General features: G+C 54.3%; 19 protein-coding genes. 7 read left to right on the top strand and 12 right to left on the bottom strand.

Annotated features, from left to right (window positions below; translation table 11 throughout):
* Positions 1–186 precede the first annotated feature (186 nt).
* Both JMJ16_RS15860 and JMJ16_RS15865 read left to right on the top strand, forming a co-directional pair.
* A complete protein-coding gene (locus JMJ16_RS15860) occupies positions 187–408 on the top strand; it encodes a DUF6444 domain-containing protein (protein ID WP_201382992.1) in 222 nt (73 codons plus the stop codon).
* Positions 409–467: 59 nt separating this feature from the next.
* Positions 468–1430, top strand: coding sequence for a HEAT repeat domain-containing protein (locus JMJ16_RS15865; RefSeq protein WP_201382994.1), 963 nt, complete (start codon positions 468–470; stop codon positions 1428–1430).
* 338 nt (positions 1431–1768) lie between these two features.
* On the opposite strand, the gene JMJ16_RS15870 is transcribed toward JMJ16_RS15865, so the two are convergent.
* Complete coding sequence (locus JMJ16_RS15870) at positions 1769–1963, bottom strand: hypothetical protein (RefSeq protein ID WP_201382997.1); 195 nt, start codon at positions 1961–1963, stop codon at positions 1769–1771.
* Positions 1964–2731: 768 nt separating this feature from the next.
* On the opposite strand from JMJ16_RS15870, the gene JMJ16_RS15875 reads away from it, so the two are divergent.
* The gene (locus JMJ16_RS15875) at positions 2732–3586 is read left to right on the top strand and encodes a reverse transcriptase N-terminal domain-containing protein (protein ID WP_201382999.1); all 855 of its coding nucleotides are present in this window, start codon (positions 2732–2734) and stop codon (positions 3584–3586) included.
* Positions 3564–3830 (top strand): reverse transcriptase domain-containing protein, encoded by a 267-nt coding sequence (locus tag JMJ16_RS15880; RefSeq protein ID WP_201383001.1) that lies wholly within the window; start codon positions 3564–3566, stop codon positions 3828–3830. The genes JMJ16_RS15875 and JMJ16_RS15880 overlap by 23 nt, the downstream gene beginning before the upstream one ends.
* A gap of 66 nt (positions 3831–3896) precedes the next feature.
* Here the strand turns inward: JMJ16_RS15880 and JMJ16_RS15885 are convergent, their stop codons facing one another.
* Positions 3897–4838, bottom strand: a complete 942-nt coding sequence (locus JMJ16_RS15885) for an IS3 family transposase (RefSeq protein ID WP_201386097.1) — start codon at positions 4836–4838, stop codon at positions 3897–3899.
* Positions 4775–5071: a transposase gene (locus tag JMJ16_RS15890; protein WP_201383004.1), complete on the bottom strand. Its 297-nt coding sequence runs from the start codon at positions 5069–5071 to the stop codon at positions 4775–4777. Before JMJ16_RS15890 ends, JMJ16_RS15885 begins: the two co-directional genes overlap by 64 nt.
* Positions 5072–5215: 144 nt before the next feature.
* Between JMJ16_RS15890 and JMJ16_RS15895 the strand changes: the two genes are divergently transcribed.
* Positions 5216–6025: a DUF899 family protein gene (locus JMJ16_RS15895; RefSeq protein ID WP_201383005.1), complete on the top strand. Its 810-nt coding sequence runs from the start codon at positions 5216–5218 to the stop codon at positions 6023–6025.
* A gap of 362 nt (positions 6026–6387) precedes the next feature.
* Here JMJ16_RS15895 and JMJ16_RS15900 read toward each other — a convergent pair whose 3' ends face one another.
* From JMJ16_RS15900 to JMJ16_RS15910, 4 genes are all read right to left on the bottom strand, one after another.
* Positions 6388–7242, bottom strand: a complete 855-nt coding sequence (locus tag JMJ16_RS15900; RefSeq protein ID WP_201383007.1) for an IS110 family transposase — start codon at positions 7240–7242, stop codon at positions 6388–6390.
* Between the two features lie 259 nt (positions 7243–7501).
* Positions 7502–7627, bottom strand: a complete 126-nt coding sequence (locus tag JMJ16_RS56025; RefSeq protein WP_255553218.1) for a hypothetical protein — start codon at positions 7625–7627, stop codon at positions 7502–7504.
* Positions 7628–7811: 184 nt separating this feature from the next.
* Complete coding sequence (locus JMJ16_RS15905) at positions 7812–9659, bottom strand: group II intron reverse transcriptase/maturase (RefSeq protein ID WP_201383010.1); 1848 nt, start codon at positions 9657–9659, stop codon at positions 7812–7814.
* A 965-nt stretch (positions 9660–10624) separates the two neighbouring features.
* The gene (locus JMJ16_RS15910; RefSeq protein ID WP_201383012.1) at positions 10625–11284 is read right to left on the bottom strand and encodes a hypothetical protein; all 660 of its coding nucleotides are present in this window, start codon (positions 11282–11284) and stop codon (positions 10625–10627) included.
* A gap of 234 nt (positions 11285–11518) precedes the next feature.
* Between JMJ16_RS15910 and JMJ16_RS15915 the strand changes: the two genes are divergently transcribed.
* Positions 11519–12763: a hypothetical protein gene (locus JMJ16_RS15915; RefSeq protein ID WP_201383014.1), complete on the top strand. Its 1245-nt coding sequence runs from the start codon at positions 11519–11521 to the stop codon at positions 12761–12763.
* 37 nt (positions 12764–12800) lie between these two features.
* Here the strand turns inward: JMJ16_RS15915 and JMJ16_RS15920 are convergent, their stop codons facing one another.
* Positions 12801–13199: an ankyrin repeat domain-containing protein gene (locus JMJ16_RS15920; RefSeq protein ID WP_201383016.1), complete on the bottom strand. Its 399-nt coding sequence runs from the start codon at positions 13197–13199 to the stop codon at positions 12801–12803.
* Between the two features lie 89 nt (positions 13200–13288).
* Positions 13289–14134: an AraC family transcriptional regulator gene (locus JMJ16_RS15925; protein ID WP_201383018.1), complete on the bottom strand. Its 846-nt coding sequence runs from the start codon at positions 14132–14134 to the stop codon at positions 13289–13291.
* Between the two features lie 672 nt (positions 14135–14806).
* Here JMJ16_RS15925 and leuA point away from each other — a divergent pair.
* Positions 14807–16489, top strand: a complete 1683-nt coding sequence (gene leuA / locus JMJ16_RS15930; protein ID WP_374229070.1) for a 2-isopropylmalate synthase — start codon at positions 14807–14809, stop codon at positions 16487–16489.
* 16 nt (positions 16490–16505) lie between these two features.
* Here leuA and JMJ16_RS15935 read toward each other — a convergent pair whose 3' ends face one another.
* The 3 genes from JMJ16_RS15935 to JMJ16_RS15945 form a co-directional block, all read right to left on the bottom strand.
* Positions 16506–17240, bottom strand: coding sequence for an HAD family hydrolase (locus JMJ16_RS15935; protein ID WP_201383022.1), 735 nt, complete (start codon positions 17238–17240; stop codon positions 16506–16508).
* Positions 17241–17453: 213 nt separating this feature from the next.
* Positions 17454–19142, bottom strand: coding sequence for a DEAD/DEAH box helicase (locus JMJ16_RS15940; RefSeq protein ID WP_201383024.1), 1689 nt, complete (start codon positions 19140–19142; stop codon positions 17454–17456).
* A 488-nt stretch (positions 19143–19630) separates the two neighbouring features.
* The gene (locus JMJ16_RS15945) at positions 19631–21991 is read right to left on the bottom strand and encodes an LUD domain-containing protein (RefSeq protein WP_201383025.1); all 2361 of its coding nucleotides are present in this window, start codon (positions 21989–21991) and stop codon (positions 19631–19633) included.
* Positions 21992–22030: the final 39 nt, after the last annotated feature.

Genomic DNA, 22030 nt, shown 5'->3' on the forward strand with positions numbered 1-22030 from the left:
ACAGATCTTCTCCCGTCAAACGAGAACAAATTCCCGCCCCCAAAAGGGGGCTTGACAAATGTTATGGCTTCTATTCAGAAGGGCTAGACGATTGCCTGAAACGCAGGCGATCTGCTAGAGTAAGTGTATGAACCGGAATGAAGAACTCGCACGTCTGCGCCAGGAAAATCGAGCCTGCGCCAAGCGTTGGCTGGCAAAGACGAGCAACTCAAGTGGCTCGACCAGGAGAAACGCCCGTTGAGCGAAGCCCTTCAGGAAACGCTCCAGGCAGTTGCCCAGTTGCGTGAACGGGTCAAAACCCTGAAGGAACAGCGGGCCAAAGACAGCCACAACAGTTATCTGCCTCCCTCTTTCGACTGTTTCGGTCAGCGGACGAAACGTTTGCGCCAACCGAGCGGCAAAAAATAAGGAGGGCAGCCAGGCCCTCAGGGCCACAGCTTGAAGAGAGAAGGAGTATCAAGCCTGTCATGAAGACCTCTCCTGTCCCGTTGGCGACCCTGCTGGCCGACCTGTCCGATCCGAGCAGCCAGGTGCGCCGGCAAGCGATCACGAACATCATGCGTCGGCGCAAGGAGCGAGGGCTGGCGTTTGATTCGTTGCTGACCTTGCTCAACGATCCAGATTACCAGGTGTGCAAAGCCGCCATCAAAGCGCTGGAAACCCTGGACGATGCCCGCGCGCTTCCCGGCTTGCAAGTGCTCCTCACCGACTCGCACCAGAGAGCGCAGGTGCGCCTGCTCGCGCTCCGCGCTCTGCTGCACGTGGATCACCGTCAATCTCTGCTTCATCTGCTCACTGCCCTGTCTGACCCAGGTGTCCTTGTCCGCCGGGAGGCCATCAATGTGCTGAGCAATCAGGGCGATCGCCGCGCGATCCCTGCTCTGATCGCCGCGTTGGGGGATGCGGATGGGGATGTCCGTGCGAACGCAGCCTCCGTGCTGGGGCAGCTGGGGGATACCCGCGCGGTCTCTGCCCTGATCGCTGCGCTGGGCGATGCAGAGATGTTCGTTCGTACGCGTGCGGCTGGTGCCCTGGGCCCTCTCGGTGATGCCCGCGCTGTTGAACCCTTGCTCGCCCTGTTGGGCGATGCACATTGGCAAGTTCGTGCAAACGCAGCCAGAGCCCTGGGTAGCTTGAAGGATGCTCATGCCGTTGATCCCCTGATCGCCCTGTTGGGTGATACAGATGGGGGAGTTCGTGCGAGCGCCGCCACTGCCCTGGGCCAGCTTGGCGATGTCCGCGCCGTCGAACCCTTGCTCGCCCTGTTGGGCGATGCACATTGGCAAGTTCGTGCGAGCGCCGCCACTGCCCTGGGCCAGCTTGGCGATGTCCGCGCCGTTGAGCTCTTACGCGCCCTCTTGTCCGATCCGGATGCCGACGTAGCCCAGCAGGCAAGGGTAGCCCTGGCGCAGGTGGAGCGTTCGAGGTAGCAAACACTTCCAACAAAAATCAATCTTGCCCCGCTTGAGAGGCGAATAGCCAGAGGTCCTGAACAGTTACCGAAAATGGTATCTATTCAGTAGGGTGGCGTAAAAGACCCATTTGATGCAACTTCTGGCGTATTTGTGACCTTGCCCTGCTCAAGAGAGAAGAGGCGGGCACAGTTTACATCTTCTGCGTTACCCATCTGAATAGTTACCGAAAATGTGCAGTAAAGCAATTTGTTATATTGGCGTGGTGGCTGGAGCCGGAAGGCAACCCGGCTCCAGCTCGTTTGGGGTGACGGTTGTGAGGAAGAGGGGGTCCCAACATTTTTACCTCATAGGCATTAAGTTAAGAGCCAATCGAGACCATCGAGAAGCAACTGAGCCAAGCAGGGTTCAGTTGAGCGAGGATTGACCCGACAGCCCGACTGCATCATTCGAGAGAGTTGGTCGACCAGCAGGCGCAAACGGCAGAAGCCACAGAGCACTTCCAACCCTTGGAGGGCTAGAGATCGCACCACCGCGGAGGCTTTCACCAAACTGCGCCAAGGATCCTGCCAACATCCAAACAAGAGGAGCCAATGTTGGACCACAACTGCCATCAGTTTGGCATACAGCTCACACAACGCTCGCCAGGGATGTTGCGATCGCCACTCATCAATGTGCCCCTGACTTTTCCAAAGCTTGAAGAGCAGCTCAATGGTACAATCACAAACGACAGTGCGACACGAAGTTGTACGGAATGAGTGAGACGAACGTCTCCAGGCAGGTGTCCATGCCTGTCTCCACCCCTCTCTGCGTCACTGGTAACAGTGAGGTGGAAAGCGAGGGAGAATGCCTAAGGAAACTTCAACCGCAAGAAGGAACCGGGCTAGGGGAAGATTGGACGGGCGAATGCGAATGAATCTCTGATGAGGCTGCGTCATGTGAGGTCATCGAAAGTGGTTGACACGATGATGATGGGAATATTGGAGAGCCGTGCTGTCAAACGGCTTTGAGGACACCCACTCCCCGCAGTATAGGAGACGCCCACCCCAATCGCATCTCAACCGTGCAGAACGTGGAAACCCCAATAAGGTCTCAAGAGACCATCACGTTCTTGAGTAAGCCAACCGCAAGGGACGCCGAACGCCTTAGTGGGAACAGGAAGGATCAAGAAGCGAAGGCTGCTCGCCGAAAGGCAACAGGAATGCATAACTGAGCAGATAGGGTCGGCAACGAAGATACCCACGCCGAAAGGCGGCTGACGTGATCCTGGTGCATCACCCAAAGAACGGTGTAAAGGAACTCATCAAGGGAAAAGTTAGATGCAAGCAGACACACGCTTAGCAAACGGAACCGAGAAGCAGACCGATTGGAACGCTATTGACTGGCGCAAAGCCAATCGGGCTGTTCGTAACCTGAGACAACGTATCTTTCGGGCAACACAAGAGGGAAACCTGAAGAAGGTCCGCTCGCTCCAAAAACTCATGCTGAAAAGCTACTCGAACCGGCTGGTAAGTGTCCGGCGAGTCACGCAGATGAACGCGGGAAAAAACACTCCTGGGGTAGACAAGCTGGTCATCAAAACACCAGCAGCCAGAGGGAGAATGGTCGATCTGCTCGCGCAGTACTCCTGTTGGAAAGCGAAACCAACACGGCGAACCTACATCCCAAAGGCAAATAACACGTCTAGGCCATTGGGAATACCCGTGGTAATGGACCGCTGCCTTCAGGCAATGGCCAAAAACGCCCTTGAACCAGCTTGGGAAGCCAAGTTTGAGGGCGCGAGCTACGGATTTCGCCCAGGTCGAAGCTGTCACGATGCTATTGAAAAGATCTACGGACTGGCTCGACCCAATAAAACCAAGAAGTGGATACTTGATGCCGATATAAAAGGGGCATTTGACGCAATCTCCCACGAATATCTCCTGAAAACCATTGGCCCGGTCCCTGGAAAGGAACTGATCAAGCAATGGCTGAAAGCAGGATATATCGAAAAAGAGGTCTTCCATGCAACGGAGCAAGGTACACCTCAAGGCGGTGTTGTTTCCCCCCTGCTTCTTAACGTCGCGCTTCATGGGATGGAAACAGCCCTCGGCATCAAGTACAACTGTCGCGGAGAGCTCATTGGGACACGAGCAGTAGTAAGATACGCCGATGATGCGCGTCTGTTTCTGTGAAACCAGGGAAGATGCCGAGCGCGCGCAAGGCATCCTGACGGACTGGCTGAAAGAACGTGGCTTGACTCTCTCTGAGGAAAAGACACGAATTGTTCACCTGACCGAAGGATTTGACTTCCTTGGCTTCAACGTTCGCCTGTATCCAACGCCGCATGAGATTGACCCGGAATTGGAGAGGACTCGAACGTGGAAGTTGAGTCAGGGGAGAGACGTGAAAAACGTTAAAACGTTCTATTTATCTTAAAATAAGAAGCACCAACGTTAAAGCGTAACGTAACGTTTACACATAAACATTATGTGACAATTGATGTTATTTGTCAAGTGTGAGTTTCTTTGCTTCTTCCTGTTTTTCAAAGGTAACTGGGCTAAGATAGCCCAGAGCCGAGTGTCTTCGTTTTCGGTTATAATAGACCTCGATGTACTCAAAAATAGCGATCTTCGCCTCATATCGACTTAAAGAGGGAAAAGGAGCATCACATTCTTCCTTGAGTGTCCCGCAAAAACTTTCGATCATCGCGTTATCATAATAATCTCCTTTTTTACTCATGTTGATCTGAATATGATGCTGGCACAGCAAGGCTTGATACGCCAGGCTCGCATATTCGCTGCCACGGTCGGAGTGATGGATCAGGTCAGCTTCAGGCTGGCGTCGGGAAAGCGCGAGATGAAGTGCGGCTTTTGCTAACTCTGCATCATGATGCTCACCCATCGACCATCCGACAATTTTTCGTAAAAATGCATCTATTACCCCTGCAAGATAGAGCCATCCCTCGCGTGTCTCGATAGAGGTAATATCTGACATCCACTTCTTATTCGGTGCAGAAGCTGCAAAATCACGTTGGAGGAGATTGGGTGCAATCGGCAACGCATGATCGCTGTCCGTTGTTCGGACTTTTCGCTTCTTTTTCCTAGCACTCAGCTCCTTCTCTCGCATAATTCGTGCAACTCGTTTTCTTCCACAAGAAATCCCGTCCTCCTTCAAATCAGCATGGATGCGAGGACTTCCATAATGGCCCCTATGAGAATGATACGCATCTTCAATGCGCTCCGCAAGTCGTTCATCTTCTCGCTTTCTTTGGCACTTTCCTCTTTTACGCCAGTTAGAGTATCCATTTTCTGATACTTCTAATACATGACACATGCGAACAATAGGAAAGAGATAGCGATGCTCATCAATGAACTGAAATTTTACGGATGGGGTTGCGCAAAGATGCTTACCGCTTTTTTTAATATATCCCTTTCTTGCCGTAATATTTCTAGTTCACGCTTTAGATTTCTAATTTCCTCTTCTGGTGGTGTTTGATGCCCCTTTCCAGGAAAAGCTTCCTCACCTCGTTCACCAAATTCTTTACACCATTTGCTTAAAGCACTGTCAGATATGCCGAGATCTCTCGCTATTTGTGTTTTACTTTTTCCACTGGTTTGAACAAACTGAACAGCCTGCTGCTTGAATTCTCTCGTATAAGTCGGTTGAGATTTGCCCATGAAACCCTCCTGGTTGTATTGTAGCAATTTTCTCTTCCCCGACTCCCCAATTCCGGGTCAATCTCAACTTACAAATGGTCGTTGCATCTCTGCTCACCAGAAGGTATCCTGAATGCAAGAGGGAGAAGCAAGAAGGAGATACCGATGAAGACACCTGATCAGCACAATTTCGCCAGAAACCTCAACACTTCTGCCCGGCCTACAGTGGTAGACCGAGCCACTTGGCAGGCCGAACTGAACACGCTGCGGGTACGGGAAAAGGCACACACCCGTGCCGGGGATGCGATTGCGGCAGCTCGCCGACGGCTGCCGATGGTGGAAGTAGACCCCTCCATCCAGCTTGTCGGCGCGCACGGACCGGTCCCGCTGCTGGAGGTCTTTGAGGCGCGATCGCTTCTGATCGCCTACTTTCACATGTGGCACTTCGGTCAACCTGCCGAAGGCCAGTGCGAGGGCTGCACCTTCTCCACCACCCACATCAGCGAGCTGTCCTATCTCCATTCTCGCGACGTCACCTACGCCACGTTCTGTGAGGGACCGTACGAGGAGAGCTCGCGCTATCGCGATTTCATGGGCTGGACCATGCCCTGGTACTCGGTGCCGCAGGACTCCGTGGACCCGCTGATCGCAGGCCGGCACTTCGGCATCCTGGTCAGCTATCTCCGAGACGGTGACCAGGTCTTCGAGACCTACTGGACCACTGGCCGCGGCAATGAAGTGATGGCACCGTCGTTTGGACTGTTAGACATGACAGTGTATGGTCGGCAGGAGACCTGGGAGAACTCGCCTGCTGGCTGGCCACAACGATGGGGAGAAAACACCAGCGAACCCAACTCCTTCCGTATAAGTGGACGCCCCATCTCCCAATGGTCCCGGCTTGCCGCCGGACGCTCCGACGACCTGGGCACCGGGGCTACCGCCACTGCCCCACACGGCTGCCAAAACGAGCTGTGACACGCGCGGGAAAGCAACGAGCTGATGCACCGCCGAAGTTGCCCTCCAGCTCGTTGCACCCTCTTGGGTCTCACTTTTCCAAGGTTTTTGCTACTCAGCTTTTACAGCGTAACAGAAAAATGAAGGGTCTCTTTCCTACTTCCTCATTTACAAAAACGATTTGCAACCATTCGCTTGTGGAGCGGCTTGATCCGTTACCAATGGTTGTGCTGCTCAAGATTGAGGGCAACTGCTCATGTTCCTCCGAAAATCCTCCCCCCCTTTAGAGGGCCAGAAACGCATAGGGAACCAGAGGAAGCAGAAGCAGGGCGCCAATGCTCCTTGTGAAGGAACTGTTGGATAGTGGAAGAGCATCTTAAGAGCTAAGCCACCTCCTTTGGCGTTAAGGTGACGGTGTAGCCAAGTTGTTCAAGGCGATGGATATGGTGCCATTCGAGGTGAGATTTCTGGATCTGATCAAAGTACTCACGTCCCAGCTCGTTATAGGGCTTTTTCGTGAGTAACATATGATAGATGATGACCAACAATTTCCGTTCCAGCGCGACAACAGCCTTTTTCTTTCCTCGGCGACGGGCAATGCGCTGATAGAAAGCGGCGAGATAGGTGTCTTTGGTGTGAGAGGCTGCCCAAGCCACTTCCCCTAAGAGCGCTTGCAGATGCGTATCTCCCTGCATTGTCCGTCCGCCCAGGCGCTTGCCTGCGCTTACTTTGCTGCCAGGACAAACACCCGCCCAGGACGTGAGGTGTTTGGCGGAAGGAAAGCGCGACATATCCGTGCCAATCTCTGCCAGGATCCCCGCAGCCGCTGTGGCTTGCAACCCAGGGATGCTCTCAAGCAGGGTCATCGCTTCCTCATAAGGAAGCAAGCGTTGCTCGACTTCGTCTTCAACCTGGCCGATGGAATACTCCAGAAAGTCAATGTGGGCCAGAATCTGTTGCAGCAAAAAACGGTGATGAGGCTGGACACGTCCGATCAGCGCCTGCCGCAGGTCTGGAAGTTTCGCTCGAAGCCGCCCACGGGCCAGGCCAGCTAAGACGTCGGCATCCTGCTCTCCCTGGATCACGGCTTCCAGCATATCACGTCCACTTTTGCCCATTACATCGGCGGCCACTGCCGCCAACTTGATGTTGGCTCCCTCCAACAGCTTCTGGAGCCGATTGATCTCCTGGCTGCGTTCCTGCACTAAGGTCTTGCGATGCCGCGTCAGATCCCGCAACTCCCGGATCGGCTTGGGGGGGAATGAAGCTCGCTCGCAGCAAACCATGGCGCAATAAATCTGCCAACCATTCGCTATCCTTTACATCCGTCTTGCGTCCAGGCACGGATGCGCATATGCTGGGCATTGACTAGGATGATCTCTCGTTCTTCTTCCAAAATGTTAAAAATTGAATGCCAGAACACGCCTGTGCTTTCCATGGCGACCACCGTGACCTCCAGCTCATGCAACCACTCATCGAGCCTCAAGAGATCACTGGTCATGGTGGCAAAGGTGCGTGTCTCGCATCTCGCACATGCCCATTCGCTTGTGTGATCAAGGTCGTGGTCACGGCCGTCTTCTGATGTACGTCGATGGCAGCGCAGCGCTCATAGACCACTTGCATAACCAACCTCCTTGGAATACACTTTGCCTCTCTTACGCGAATGATGGGCGCTGGGTGCGAAAAACGGACAAGTCGGGTAAGAGGCCGGTTCTTCGTTTCCGAAGAGTGCCAACCTCTCCCCACCGAACCAGGACTTGCGGGTTTCCCAGCGTCCGGCTCTCCAAGAGTCGCTACGCTCATTGTTTCAGTATGGGACATACGAGAGTTCGGATAACTTGAGGCTATCGTATTCTCCTCGGTGAATTTTCCGATGGCATGTCTCACAGACAGGGATCTGCTTTCGGTTCAACATGCGTAGGATGCGGTTAAAACCGGTTGCTTCCCTTTTGTTGGATAGCTTCCGTATATGTCGAACATGGTGCATGACAATTTGTCTCAGTGTCTCTCCACAGATGCAGCATGGCCGCCCAAGCTTGGAGCGCGTTCTCATTCGTGTTGCAATCTGGATGCGGTCGATATCGGGAGATATTCCAGTTTGGAACGCCTCCCGCTTTTTGGCCCAGTCCTGATTGTAGTAAAATGAGATGGTTCGATCCTCTTTTCCCTCTTTGCCTTTCATGACATAGGTCGGTTGCTTCCCAAAGCGTTTGAAGACCTGAGGGGTGGTGATTTTGAATTTGCGCGCTAGCGTCATGGCGAGCGAGAAACGAAGAATGTACTGAATTCGGCCAAGTTGTCGCCAGTTGTCCGTAAATCGATAAAAATTCTGGATACCACGGTTCACGCCGTTGTAGAGAGAGATTATCTGATCTACGTCTAAGTAGGCCCAACCTGATCGTGGGATGGGTTTGCCCTCTTTCGTACAGAAGCCTCTCTCGCTTAATCTCTTCAAGAGTTTCGGCATCGGGGCTTTCATGACGGTTTCCCAGCCAGTGGAGCGACGTTTGACTCGTTTCCCCGTGTTGGTGGCTGACAGAGTCACCTTCGCTACACCGCTATTTCCCATTTTGAGGATGGTTCCGAGGAAGAAGGCTTCTTCGGTTCTCGCATTGGTGATGCGTGTTTTTTCCTCATTCAGGGTGAGTTTGAGATGGTCGTGCAGGAAGATTTTCACTTCCTGTTTGATTTCTTCAGCTAGGGCGCGGCTCCCACTCATTCCGATGATCCAATCGTCGGCGTATCTCAGGTATTTGATCCGAATAAATTCTGGATCATTCACGTTTGTGGAGGGTAAAGCTCTCATTTTTTGGACGAGTGCCTTGAACTCCCTGGTTTTTGTCTTCCCCTGGGCTACCAGTTTTGCTTTCGCTTTCGAGAGCCTCTGGTACGCCAGATTTCGGCCTTTGCTCTCCCCCTTTTCCCGTTTCTGACGTAGCTCTTCCACGAACTCATCAAGTTCATGTAAATACGCATTCGCGAGTATTGGGCTGAGAATTCCTCCTTGCGGAGAACCGATCAGACTATCCTTTCTTGCTCCATGAAGGTCCATATATCCTGCATTCAGCAGTTTCCAGATCAAGTTGAGAAATCGTTGATCCTGAATCTTCTGTTTGAGGATAGTCACAAGGGTTCCATGATGGATTTCGTCGAAGCAAGCGCGAATATCTCCTTCGATAAGCCAATTAGCGGCAGACCATTTCCGCCTAATTTCACGCAAAGCTGTGTGACAACTGTGGTTCTGTCTGAAGCCATGACTTGTCTCCCTGAAATAGGGTGTGTTCGGGCTGTCGTAAATCGTCGTAAGGATCAAATACATGACCTGTTGGACAATTTTGTCCCTTACACACGGAATACCCAACTTTCTCATCTTGCCATTCGCCTTTGGGATGAAGGTGATTCGCACAGGCTTGAATTGAAATTTTTCGGTCTTCATTTCCTGAATGATTTCTCGAATGGTTTCTAGAGAAAACCCATCGAGTGTTTCCTCATCTGTTCCAGGGGTCATGTTTCCAGGTTTCGACTTGATCTGTTCGTAGGCGAGAATATACAAGTCTTCTTTGTACATCAGCCTGTACAGATCGCGGTTTTTCCATTGTCTGTTACTGTTCAACGTCCGTAGGCGTTCCAGTCGCTCAAAGGTCTTGTAACTCATCCAAGTCAACCTCAATGAATGGAACTTCCTCTCTAGAACCCTTCCCCCTGTCTCAGGCATTGCCCTGAGCGTTTGGGTACTATGGTTCCTCCGTCGCCTTGCGCCTCACGGCGTGTAGGCGATCCCCAGGTTACACGAGAACTCTGGTTCGTCCTTAGGTACGCATTACGTCTCTTCCCATTCCCTATGGGCTGGTTCTGATGGAGAGTTCATACACCAGGAAACTTTTGGTTGTGACATCAGAAATCGGGCAGCGATACCATTTGCGCCCGATGGGCCGCGTTTTCCCACCAAGACTTGCGTTTAGGCAATCAGCTTTTACCATAGACGACCTACCTGACCGACATCTGGCCCGTGGTATTCGGGCTTCGCCGGCCTTTTGGCATCATGCTCCTGTCCACTCTCCCCTTTCGGTTCGAGGTAAGATGCTGGTTTAGCTACCTTCTCTCAGTAGCACCATCCTCCGATGGCAAGAGTTCTCGCGCCTCTCTGGGCGCACGGTTCCTCCGCGTGCTCGTGGCAACAGTCATTCATGCTGGACGCACCCCGATCAGCTTTGAGGTCGAACTGAGAGTATCAACGTGAGCACCGATCACTGACGCTCATCACCCCCATCAGTATAGTCCATTTTCATTCGCTTTCATGTCGCTCCGCGACATCACGCTTTGTGGGCAAAACTGACTCACATGGAAGGTCATTTACCAGCAACAAAAGATATTTTCTTCAATCATATAAGAATAGTAATTGCCAAACTCTTGTTTATTGATGAGTTTGTGGCGTTCTTCTGGGGTACACAAGAAATATCATCTCTCACTTGCTTACTCCAAAAATGCACAGCACACTCCAGTGCAAACTCAGCATACTCCAGCGCAAAGTCAGCATCACTCCAGTGCAAAATCAAAATCTACAGTTGTATTTTGCCCAAGTTATAAAGCTGGCCTTGGGCTTTAAGGCACTCAGGTTTACTATCCTTCCTCTCGCTCATAACAAGTCCCAAGAATACGCGTGCCCAATGTCTCCCAGGGCTGTGGTTCCAGAACTGGCAAACCCCAGCGCATTGCCTCATGCGCGAGCCACTGCCCATAGAGCCATTTTGCCCTGGCCTCTGTGCGCAATTCCTCCTCACTCATGCCAACAGTTCCCCTCCCCCGCTGCGTTATATTGATAGAAAGCTGCTTTTCGTCGGGTTCTTGGAGAAAAACAACCTGGAGTCGCCCCCTGTTCTTATACTGGTGCATCAATGGATTTTCTAGTAATGATGGAAGAATGCTGTCTCCCTCCAGGATCAAGGGGGCGTCAATGTCGATATGGTTGGCAATCACAATTTCCAGGGCGGGACGCAGTGTTGCTCCGACCGCGATCAGGGCCTGGCTGAGTGCTTCTGGTGAGCCGCGCCAGATCCCTGGCCGGGTGAAGAAGTACAGCGCATCGGTGTGGGCCTGTTTGGGGAAGGAGATGCGGCTATTTTGCAAGGCTAGGCGTAGATCGTCAACCTGGAGCCAGGATATTGCCAGCTGCGCCGCAAGCTGCCTGGCAATGCTGCTCTTACCTGTTCCAGATGAACCACCTATTAGGAGGACGCGCCAGCGCTGTTGCAGCTCTTGCCTTCGTTGAGAGGTAGACATATACTTGTATACTCCATAGCTTGAAGAACTAAAAGTACCAGCGTATCCGCCTTCTTAGCCATGCAATCGAGGACTTCGCCAATATCACAGATATACTGTATATTGCAAGAGGATTGGAGCAGGTATGGAGGCGAAACTACAATCTTGTACGCGTACAATGGCCTCTTGTGACTGTATTTCTACTTCGAGCTTCTTTGTGCGAAATGTGTTTTCCTATCTGAAGGATATAGACAAGTGACACACGATATGTTAGAGCATCCTGCTTTCGATACACAGGAACGCTATGTCGATGAACTGGTTGACGAGCACGACTACTGGCTCTCGCTTACTGATGCGGCGCGTGTGACACGCCGCCAGGATGTGACCATCCGTCGCTGGGTTAAGAGCGGTTTACTGCCCGTACGTCAACAGAATGTTGGCCTCAATCAGCGTACACGCCAGGTGCGAGCCAGCGACCTGGCTCAGTTGACGCCTATCATCGATAACTCCGCGGTCATTACTAGCGAGCAGGCTCAGTTAAACCTGACGAACATCTCCGGCGAGCAAGCGGCGCTTCGTGAATCGCACCAGCGTATTTTACAACAGCTTGAGGAGCTTCACCAGGAATTGGAGGCACAGGGTAAACAACACTCTCAGGCCCTGGCGGAACAAGCTCAGCAACAGCGACAGGCATTGAGCCTCTTTCATGACCAGGTAAAACAGCGCCTGGATACCCAGCAAGAAGAGATGCTGGGCCAGCTTGAAGAGCAGGCTCAGACACTGCGCCATGTTTTAGACAGCCAGAAGCAGCAGTTTGAACAGGTCCAGCAGCGTATCTCGGAGCAGACCCAGCGCCTGGACACTCAGGAGCAGTTCACGACCCAACTTCGGGAGACAGTGGAACAGTACCAGGCAACCTCCACTCAAACCCAGCAGGAACTAACACAGCAACAACAGGAGATCTTTCGCTTCCTAGAGGAACAACATACCCTGTTTACTGAGCTCGCCACACAGCAGAAGCAACTTGAGGAGCGTACGGGGCAACTTGACGAGGTGGTGCAAACGCTCTCCACCCAGATTGTCTGGCAGGGAGAACTGGTTCAGCAACAATATCAGAATCTGACCACGAGCCTGGCAACCTGGAGTGAGCAGGCCGATACCTGGCAGCAAGAGACCGCAACGCGCCTGGCACAACTGCAAAACGAGCTTCAGCAAGCGGCGCGCGCCCACGAGGACGCTCTGCAACAGCGGCAACAGGCCTTCGATGAAAGTGTTGCCTTGCTCCGCGAACAGGTCGTGGTCAGCCACCTTGAACTCGAACGTATTGTACAGGAGTTGACGGGGCGCTACGAGGAAGAGACAAAGCAGCACACGACGGAACAGCAGCACCTTCAGGAGACGCTGAATCAGCAACAGGCCGTCATCGCGAGCCTGAATGTACGCCTACAGCACCTGGAGGCACGCGTACGCCTGCAAGACAGACTGGAAGACCAGGAGTGAGGCCCGACGCTGCGAAAGCACGCGTCGGGCAAGGACGCTATTGCGAAAGAGATTGCAGGAACGTAAGAACGAGAGCTGCTTCTTCTCCTCCTGCTTTGGCATGGTCCAGGAGCGAGATACCATGTGGGCCTTTCTCCTGGACCATACCAGGGAAGGCCTGCAAGAGGGTTTGCACAATCTCTACCTGCCCAAGCATGGCCGCCGCGAAGATATCTATGCGCGCGCCATGCTTGAGCAGGTAGAGGGCAATATCTCTCCTGCCCATGTGGGACGCAGCTCCAAGGGCCGTCTCCCAGTCACCTCCACCCCAATCCCAGGCTGCATTCAACAATGCAGGTTCTTGCGCTAAGAGTTCCTGGACGCGCTGCAAATCACCATGTGCGTTCGCGACAAACTCATGCACCATCTCCGCGGACAATGCGGGCCTCTTCTCCATGCGTGCTTCTCCAATCATTTTCGATCTATTGATACCAATCAGGGTGAGGCTAGTATCTCATAACGAAGAGGCAGCATGCTTCTCCAAAATCACCTTTTTGCCTGGCGATAGGCGGATGGTGAGCAACCCAGGCGCTGGCGGAAGAGCCAGCTAAAGGACCCCAGGCTCTCAAAGCCCAGGGAGAAACAGATGTCAGTCACCTGGCGGTCGGTGTGGAGAAGCAGGTGCTGGGCACGCTCCAGGCGAACACCGATGAGGTATTGGTGTGGTGTCTGCTGGAAGACCTGTTTAAAGGTGCGCAGAAAATGCGTGGGGGAGAGGTTGACGACCGTGGCCAATTCTGTAATCTCCAGGGGACGATCAAAAAAGGCGTACATATACTCTCTGGCCAGGTAGAGGCGGCGATACAACTCCTCTCGCGTTGCTGAGCGTGCCGCAGGCAACGCCTCCATCTCCTTATAGACATTCATATGGACCTGGAGTAAGCTCACGGCCAGGTCGTACATCGCCTCGGCCAGGTCTATGGATACAAACTCATGATCTGAGGATGTAAGCCGCAAACGTGCCAGGGCAGAGGCTATTTGCGGATCACGGGTGTGCGTACGTTCAAAGAAGTGGAGTTTGCGATCAAGAGGCCAGGTTGGCTCATCAAGGAGCATCTTCATGGGAGTAACCAGGCCACGTTGGGCATCTTCCAAAAAACCTGGCTCAAAAAACACACACAACGACTCGACTGGTTGCTCCGCCTCGATGGCAATCGTATATGGCTGATCCTGATTGACGAGCAAATAACACGTATCATCGACGGCATAGTAGCCTTGCCCGAGCGTGTATAGAGCGCGCCCTGCGTAAAAGGATTTTAGTGATACATTCCCCTGCCCCTCCCAATAATACTCCCGCGCCTGTTCGTGCAAAAGGACACCAGGGAACGCCATAGAGTTACCCCCAGTCTGCCAGATACGCTTGACTATTAGCGAACAAACGTCCCAAACGCTCCTCATTATAGCACATCTATCCTCAGTGCTCTTTTTTTATTGACAAATGCTTGTGCTGGTGTTACAGTTAAAGCAAGAAAACAGACAGCGAAGGATTCTACTTTGCACATGACAGATGCTACACAACAATTAAAAGTACATGAGCTTACACTCCCTGGACTTGGCCTCCTCCTTATGCGGGTCGTCCAGGGTCATATGGTTCATCTGTCGTAAGTGGTTGCTTTAACCACTCCGTAGAATCAATCATATCCCAGGGCCGTGGACGACCAGAAAATTAAAGCGTCCACGGCTTTTTGTTGTTATACAAAGAGACGCAGAAACAGCCGTGATTGGTATCCATCACGGCTGTTTTTTTAGGCAGAGATCAGGTGAGTCAACGACGACTGACTGGTAATTCAAGGATGTTCTCCCTGCCTCCTAAAATCTTATTCCGAACCCCACCCCCCCCCCATTCGGGGATAAATGCTCAGGGGAGTCGGAGAAGAAGTAAACTTTTTTATGAGAAGCAGGTGCGCAAGCACGACACAATGTTTCATTTGGAGGCATACGATGATTTCGGATCAGATGCGTAACACACAGGCAACCAAAACCGCCGTCAACCGTCACGGGGGGATGCAGCAGGGTTCTGTCACGAAGTACCGCGCATTCCCTCCAATTGAACTACCCGAGCGTCAGTGGCCCTCGCGCTCCATCACCACCGCTCCCACCTGGTGTAGCGTTGATCTGCGCGATGGCAACCAGGCCCTACCCATTCCAATGAGCGTTGAAGAGAAGCTGAAACTGTTTGATCTCCTGGTCTCGGTTGGTTTTAAGGAGATTGAGGTTGGTTTTCCCTCCGCCTCGCAGATAGAATTCGACTTTATTCGCCGGCTCGTAGATGAAAATCGCATTCCCGATGATGTAACGGTGCAGGTGATCACCCAGGCACGCGAGGATTTGATTCGCCGCACCTTTGAGTCTATCCAGGGCATGAAAAAAGTCATTATCCATCTGTATAACTCCACCTCGCCCGCCCAGCGCCGCCTGGTCTTTGGCCTGGATAAAGCCGGTATTATCGATATCGCCACCCGTGGGACACAACTCATCAAGGATCTCGTACCCACCATTCCAGAGACGCAGGTGATCTTCCAATACTCACCCGAGAGCTTCGCGCTCACCGAGATCGACTTCTCGCTGGAGATCTGTGAGGCCGTGGTGGATATCTGGCAGCCCACGCCTGAAGCCAAAATCATTTTGAACCTGCCCGAGACGGTGCAGATCGCGACCCCCAATATCTATGCCGACCAGATTGAGTGGTTCTGCCGCCATATGCGCCACCGTGAGAGCGCTATCATCAGCCTGCACACCCATAATGATCGCGGTACAGGCGTCGCGACAACCGAGCTAGGTTTGATGGCTGGTGCGGAGCGCGTCGAGGGGACCCTCTTTGGCAATGGTGAGCGTACCGGCAACGTGGACATCATTACGGTTGCGCTCAATATGTATATGCAAGGCATCAACCCACACTTGAATTTTGGCGACATCGACGCGATTCGCGCGGTGTATGAGGAATGTACCCGCATGCAGGTTCCCGTACGCCATCCCTACTCTGGCGAACTGGTCTTCACGGCCTTCTCTGGCTCCCACCAGGACGCGATCCAGAAAGGCATGGCAGCCTGGGATGGTGCCCTGGATGCCGTGTGGGAGGTTCCCTACCTGCCCATCGATCCCAAGGATATCGGACGTACCTACGAGGCCATTATTCGCATTAATTCGCAGTCGGGCAAGGGCGGCGTCGCCTATGTGATGGAGAGCGAGTTTGGCTTCCAGTTGCCCAAGGCCATGCGTGTCGAGTTTGGCAAGATTATTAACGCCATCGCCGATGACCGGGGCGACGAGTTGACGCCCCAGCAGATCTATGATGCCTTCGAGCACGAGTATCTCCAGCGCACCAGCCCCTTCTCGCTCGAGGCCTTCCACGCGGAAAAGGCTGGGGCAAGCTCTCCCGACGAGGTGGTATGCCGCGCACGTGTGATCTTGAACGGCGAACTCTACGAGTTGAGCGGAAGCGGCAATGGACCCATCGATGCCTTTGTCCGTGCTTTGAACCAGGCTTCACTGGCCAACTTCACTGTACGCTCCTATACTGAGCACTCGCTCAATCATGGCTCGGATGCTCGCGCTGTCGCCTACCTCCAGATCGAGACCCCCTCTGGGCGTACCTTCTTCGGTGCTGCTATCGCAACCAATATCGAACAGGCTTCGATCAAGGCCGTCCTCAATGCCGTGAACCGCGTACAGGCAACGATGGGCTAGCTATTCAGCCGAAGAACTAGCTGGTGAGCTGACTCACCAGTTGTGGTAACGCGGCCAAATTATTGAGGCACATTGTTCTATCGAGCGCCTCCTGTTCAGGAGTGATGAGCACAGTCATCGCGCCGAAGTCTCTAGCCCAGGCAAGAACGCGTGGGGTGTCGTCAACGATCAAGACATCGCGGGGCACGATACCAGCGTTGGCGAAGAGGCGTTCGTAGTACTCTGGCGTCTCTTTGAGGATGCCGAGCAGGTCGGCGCCGTAGAGCCGTCCGAAGTAATCGCGCACGCCCATACCCGTCAGGTAACCATGGAGGTGAAGCGAGGATTCGCCTGACGCGGTATGCAGCGTGTATCCTTGAGCGTGTAGCTCGTGGAGAGCCTCGATCACACCAGGAAAGACAGAGCGCACCCGAGGAGTAATGTAGGTTTCGGCCTGGCAAGCCAGTTCGATACACGCTTCCTCTGATGGGACCGCCACATTGACGAGCCGACACATACCGCCCAGCCAGTCGCACCAGTAGGTACGCTCGAAGCTGGCATAATCGGTTGCAGCTTGTATTCGCGCCTGCCAGTTTGCCGGCCCAAAGATGTCCATCATCAAGACGCGGTTGGCCTCAGCCCAGGCGGCAGGTGTGCCTCCAAGCCGGGGCGCGAAAAATTCACCTACCAGGCGTTGCCACTGTGGGGCACGCAGGCGATTATCATTCATCACACCGCCGTCGTCCAACAAAATAATGGGTTTTGTTGCCATAGTTGCATCCTTTGCTGTACTACAGGTAGAGCTCTGCAAAGAAGCCTATGGTAGCATAGATAGACATGGGCTTTCAAGAGGTCGTTGGAAAAAGAGAGAGAGATCACACCAGCAAGGAGTCGATGAGCAAACGCATCGAACTGGTAGCAATACGCGTAAGCTGAGAATTTTTCTCAGCTTACGCGTATTGCTACCAGTTCGATGCTAGAAGGTTTACCGGCTAGAGATGCGGTCCCGCGTGCGGGCAGCGCCCCCGGATGTGCGTTTCCCCGGGCGTGTATCAAAGGAGGAAAACGCGGGCTTCCTGCCTTTGCCCTCACCTCTTCCAAAGCTCGAGGGCTTTCCTGTGCCTCTCTTGTACTCTCGCGTCTTGTCTGTGGATGGTTTCTCAAACGTCGCTGCGCGGCGCTCCTGTCTGCGAGCAGGAAGCTCAGGCTCAATAAAGAGTTCCGCGCGCTTGGCGCGGGCGTGTGCCTGTCCCTCGGTCTCTACAAACACTTCTGTATGTCGTACACGTGAGCGAGCAGGGCGCTCGGCGTCGGCAAAGGTGTCAGTGCTACGTTCTGGCTTACGCGCTGAGAACTCATTACGCATGCGCTCATACGGGCGTTTCCTCGGATAGGTTCTCTGTGTCTCCTGGAATCTGGAGCGCTCCCGCCTGGGACGCTCGTTCAACGTCACCACCTGAGTGTCCTCATCTTCCAGCAAGGCCTGCTCGCTATCGCGCTCCAGGTCGCGTGCCTGCTTTCCCTCTGACATTACCATAGGCCGGGCCAGAGCGGCCTCATCATTCAGAGCCATTTTTTGCACGGCAACGGGCTGCCCGAAGCTACGTGACATACGTCGCCATTTGCTCATATCGGCGGGCGCGAGGAGCGTGACGGCCTTGCCATAGCGTCCCATGCGTCCCGTACGGCCAATGCGGTGCGTAAAGAGTTCGTCGGAGTCGGGAAGCTCATAGTTGATGACCTGGGTAATGCCGCGAATATCGAGTCCACGCGCGGCAACGTCGGTGGCGAGCAGCATCTGCACCTGGCCCCGGCGGAAGGCCATCAATACATCTTCGCGGGCACGCTGACTCTTATCGCCATGGAAGGTCCCAACGGCAAAACCAAGATTACTGAGCTGTTCTCCCAGTCGTTCGACGCCCATCTTGGTACGGCCAAAGATCAGGCTGATCTCGCCCTGTGTGGAGCCCAGAAGTGTGCAGAGTGCCTCTACTTTCTTGCCCCGCGGCACCTGGTAGGCAATCTGTTCAATCGTGCTTTGCGTGCCTGCCTCCGGGGTAATCGTTACCTTGACGGGGTCTTTGAGAAACTTCTCCTGCAACTTCGCGATCCAGGTAGGCATAGTCGCTGAAAAGAGCGCCATCTGACGATCCTCAGGCGAGGTTTCCAGGATCTGCTCAATCTCGGGTCCAAAGCCGCTATCGAGCATCTGGTCAGCCTCGTCGAGCACACAGATGCGGATGTCGCGCAGGACCAGGTTGCCTTGCTCCAGGTGATCTTTGATACGCCCAGGGGTACCAATGATAATCTGCGCACCATAGCGGAGGGCGGAAATCTGTTTCTCATAGCGTCGGCCACCCACCAGCAAGGCCGTTGTCAGGCGCCGGGGCGCGGCAAATGTGCTGAGCACTGAATTGACCTGCACAGCCAGTTCGCGTGTGGGAACCAGCACAAGCGCCTGCGCGACGCGTTTATTTTTTGCCAGGCGTTCGATCAGGGGAATACCATAGGCAAGTGTCTTGCCGGAGCCAGTCGCGGATTGCCCTATTACATCCTTACCAGCCAGCAGGGCTGGAATCGCCTCGGCCTGAATAGGGGTCTGCTCTGTAATCTGCATTGATGCCAGCACCGCACGTGTTGCGGGCTGCAAAGGAAGGTCTTGAAAAGAAGGCATGTTTTATCCTTTCGGCCACTACGAAATCTCGTTACGAAATTGCGTAGTATACTCACTCAGGTCATGAAAAAAATGTTGTGAGAGGTCCCCACCTCGGCAGGAGGATCTACCTCCTGTGCCTTCCCCTGAGCCTGGTAATGCTCCACTTCGTGGGTGTTTCTAAACTCCCTGAAGTCACGGTGTCTTTAAAACGTACCAGGAGCGAGCCGTAGGATACAAAAGCAGGGCTGCTTGCTGATATCAAATCGAACGTGTGTGCAGGAAGAAAAATCTAAAGAGGATTGCGGAGAACTCTTCTGCGTCCTTGCTGGGGAACAGGATATACGAGCGGCCTGTCCCATCGCTATAGCCCTTGCAGTGTACCTCTTCTATCCTTATTCGTCAAGTCCAACAGCACATTCGTCCCAGTGCGAGAGCTGATTTATAAACAAAGGGTGGCACACATGCAGGGGTGAGAGCAGGCTAGCCTGTTCTCACCCCTGCATGTGTTACTCTTCTTGCAAACGCTCGGCAACGACTTCGGCCAGGTGTAGGACGCGCAGGCGTTTCCCCTTGGCGTCTGCCCCGCCACGCAGGTGCATCAGGCAGCCGGGGTTATCGGCGATGAGGATTGCAGCCCCCGTCTCTTCCGCATTCTGCAGTTTGTTGTTTAAGAGGCGTTCGGCAACCTCGGGCTGCTCAATTGAAGTCGTGCCGCCAAAGCCACAGCAGACATCTGACTGGGCCATCTCACGCAGGTCAACGTGCAGGAGATCCTGCAAGACGTGGCGTGCCTCAGAACGCAAGCCCAAACAGTTACACGATTGGCAGGAGTCATGATAGGTCACCACGACGTCACTTGCCTTCTCCTCGCGTACTGGAAGTTGCACGCCGCTGGGGATGACGACACGGTCCATGAAGCCTGCAAAGTCGATGACGCGATCCGCCAGGGCCTGGGTCCGTTTAAGCCAGGTTGTCTCGTGAAAGTCCTCGAAGAGGCGCAGGTAATCCTGAATGATGGTCACGACACAACTGGTCGAGCCACTGAGGATATAGTCGGCTCCGCTCTCCTCCAGCGATTGCTCCAGCGTGGTAATGGTCTGCTTGGCCATACGTAGTCCATTGCGCCGGTCGCCGGAGTTCAGCGCGGGCAGGCCACAACAGTTCTGCTGCTGGGGGAATACAACGTGCACGCCGATGCTCTCCAGGACCTTGATCACGGCCTCCCCCATTTCAGGATAGAGGCGGTCGGTCATACACCCCGCAAAGTAAGCCACCGTCACATGCAACTGACCCTGAGTAGCGAGGGGCTTGCCATGACTATAAGACTTGCTGCGGGCCTTGACCCGGTCACGCAGGGGGCGTGACGCCAGGGCTGGAAGGCTGCGCCAGCGCGCCTGATCCGCGATCCCCTTGAGGAAGGGCAGCTTGCCCAGGGGACCAAAGTAGCGCGAGCGCACAAAATGGCTACCCCAGGTCAGGGGCAACTGGCCCCAGCTCCCCAGGCGTGCTCCCAGGTTAAAGAGCCAGGGGCGCGCCATGGCCTCGAAGATGATCCTCTTTATCGGATGCAGGCCCTTTTCCTCTGCCACACGATGGCGCACATCCAGAATGAGGCTGGGCAAGGGAATTTCAACCGGGCAGACGGTTTCGCAGGCATTGCAGCTCACACAGAGGCTCTGTGGACCCGCCCCCGCTTCCAGGCTATGATGGAACGGGGTGACGACCAGGCCAATCGCGCCGCTGTAGATATGGCCAAAGGCATGTCCCCCTACCTGCTGGTACGGTGGACAAATATTAGCGCAGGCGGCACAGCGTATACAGCGCAGGGCATCTTTAAAGTGCGGGTCTGCGCGCATCTCGCTGCGTCCATTGTCCAGCAAGACGATATGCATTTCCTGGTTGGGAGCCGAGGGACCGGTGATAAAGGTTGAATAGCTGGTCATGGCCTGCCCGGTCGCGCTTCTGGCCAGTAGGCGCAGCTGGGTCATGGCGTCGGCGAAGGTCCCCAGGAGTTTATCGTAGCCGGCAATGACGACATGAACCGGCGGGAGCGAGGTCACCAGACGCCCATTGCCCTCGTTGGTCGTCATCATGACGGTTCCGTTTTCCGCGATGAGGGCGTTAGCTCCGCTCACCCCCATGCCCGCGGTCAGGAAGGACTTGCGATGCTCGGTGCGAATAACCGCGACCTGCTCAGCGACGTCATCACGCGAGATCTCACGCCCGGTGGCCCTGGTCAACGTCTCGCCTACCTGCTGGCGCGTCTTATGGATAATGGGCATGACCATGTGGGAGGGACGTTCGTGGTCGAGTTGCGCGACCCACTCCCCCAGGTCAGTCTCGATAGCCGTGATGCCTTGCTCTTCCAGGTAGGCGTTGAGTTCGATCTCCTCGCTGGCCATGGTCTTAGCTTTGACGACCAATTCAATGCCTTTACGCTGGCAGAGTCCGTAAATATAGCGGTTGGCGTCCTCGGCGGTGCGCGCCTGGTACACGATGGCGCCTGCGGCCTCGGCCTGGCTTGTAAAGCGTGCAAGCAGTTCTTCCTGGTGCTCGATGGCGTCGTCCTTGGCCTGGCGCAATTGTGTCCGCAGGTTCGCGAAACTAAACTCATCGCCATAGGCCTCTTGCTCTTGCTGGAAAACTTGCAGACGCGAGGCGCGCCAGTTGGGGGCAAAGCGCTTGAGCGCGCCCTGCAAGTTGGTGTCGTGCAGGGCATGGGTCAGGCGCGCTTCAAATGGCTGGTGTTCGTGAGTTGTGTTGGCCTGCTCCTCGGTCACGACCTGTTGCGGTGTGAGCGTCCCTGTCAGCGCGACCTGCGCGGGCTGAAGGGTATCATGTTGAGAAGACGATTGTGGCTGCTCCATAAAAAAACGCTACTCCGATCTGTGACCACTCACATCATT

The sequence above is a fragment of the Ktedonobacter sp. SOSP1-52 genome, from assembly GCF_016587395.1.